The organism is Catenulispora sp. GAS73, from assembly GCF_041262085.1.
Taxonomy (GTDB): domain Bacteria; phylum Actinomycetota; class Actinomycetes; order Streptomycetales; family Catenulisporaceae; genus Catenulispora.
Map to the genome: position 1 here is coordinate 1 of NZ_JBGCCM010000091.1, position 1,873 is coordinate 1,873.

At 67.8% G+C, this 1,873-nt stretch carries 1 protein-coding gene; it reads left to right on the forward strand.

Translation table 11 applies throughout. The annotated features are described in order from the left end of the window. Positions 1–90: 90 nt before the first annotated feature. The gene (locus ABH935_RS50805; protein ID WP_370385233.1) at positions 91–1,854 is read left to right on the forward strand and encodes an IS1182 family transposase; all 1,764 of its coding nucleotides are present in this window, start codon (positions 91–93) and stop codon (positions 1,852–1,854) included. The last annotated feature ends 19 nt before the right edge of the window (positions 1,855–1,873 follow it).

Genomic DNA, 1,873 nt, shown 5'->3' on the forward strand with positions numbered 1-1,873 from the left:
GACTCTGCTGGTTTATTCGTCAGGAGTTTGAGATCCGTGTGAGGGTGTTCTTCGGCGGTCGGGGTGGTCTCGGCCGTGGGAGGGTGTGTGGTGTCTCTTAAGGCTGTGGCCTGGCCTGAGCCGGATCCGGTGGTGGCATCGGCGGTGCGGCGGATCTTCCGGTGTAAAGATCTGCCGTTGGCGGTGGCGGTGCGTGATGAGTTCGGGGAGTTGTTTTCGGATGCTCTGTTCGCCGAGGCGTTCCTGGCGCGGGGCCGTCCGGCGTGGTCGCCTGGACGGCTGGCGTTGGTGACGGTGTTGCAGAAGGCAGAGAACCTTACCGATCGGGCAGCCGAGCATGCGGTGGCAACCCGCCTGGACTGGAGATACGCGCTGGGGTTGGGCCTGGATGAGGACGGGTTCGACGCCAGCGTGCTCTCCGAGTTCCGCACTCGGGTGGTGGAGCATCATCTGGAAGAGCAGGTGCTGGCTGCGCTGCTGGCGGCGCTGGCCGAACGCGGCCTGGTCGAAGCCGGCGGCAGGCAGCGCACCGATTCCACCCATGTGATCGCTGCGGTGCGGGATCTGAACCGGCTGGAGTTGGCCGGGGAGGCGGTACGGGCGGCGGCCGAGGCCCTGGCCGCGGCCACACCGGGGTGGCTGGCCGCGCAGGTCGATATCGCCGACTGGACGCTGCGGTATGGGCATCGGGTGGATTCTTGGCGGCTGCCCGCTTCCAAGACCAAACGGGACGCGTTGGCGCTGTCCTATGGCCGGGACGGGTTCGCCCTTGTGGCCGCGGTGTTCGATGGCCCGGGACCGCATTGGCTGCGCGAGCTGCCGGCGGTGCAGGCACTAAGGGTGATCATGCTGCAGAACTACACGCGCACCGCGGATGCGACCGGGCGGGAGGTGGTCAAGCGGCGGGAGGCTTCACCGGAGGGTGAGGGTCTCCCGCCGGCCCATCTACGGCTGGGCTCACCGTATGACACCGATGCGCGCTGGGGCGGCAAGAAGGTCGGTGATGAGGACGTGTTCTGGTGGGGCTATAAAGTGCACGTCTCGGAGACCTGCGACGATCCGGGGAGCGGGCCTGGGCCCGGCGGCCAAGATGGCGGCAACGACCAGGTGTCACCCCCGGCCCAGGCGCTACACGTGATCACGAACGTGGTGACCACCCACGGCGGAGTCGTCGACAACACGATGACCGGCCCGATCCACAACGACCTGGCCGGCAAAGGACTCACCCCGGCCCGGCACTATGTGGATGCCGGCTACCCCAGCGCCGAACACCTGGTCACCGCACAACGCGAGCACGGCATCACCATCGTCGCCCCGATACGAATCGACTCCAGCGCCCAAGCCCGCGCCGCCGCCGGGTTCGCCCGCGCCGACTTCGGCATCGACTTCGACACCCGCACCGCGACCTGCCCGGCAGGCCAGGTCAGCGCCACCTGGACCGACTGCGTCCAGAAGGGCACCGACAAGATCGTTATCACGTTCGCTGCCGCCGACTGCCGGCCCTGCCCGTCCCGCACCGACTGCACCAGCTCAAAGCGCGGCTACCGCCAGATCACCATCGGCACCCGCGAGGCCTTCACCGCCCAAACGGCCGCCCGCGCCACCCAAACGGACACCGACTGGAAGCAGGACTACAAACGCCGCGCCGGCATCGAAGGCACCATCAACCAGATCGGCGACGTCACCGGCATCCGCCGAGCCCGCTACCGAGGCCTGCCCAAAACCCACGCCGACCACATCACCGCCGCCTGCGCCATCAACCTCATCCGCTGGCACGCCTGGACCAACAACCACCTCCAAGGCAGAACCCGAACCAGCCACCTCACCCGACTACAAGCCGCCCTCGCCGCCTAACAAATAAGCCAGCAGAGTC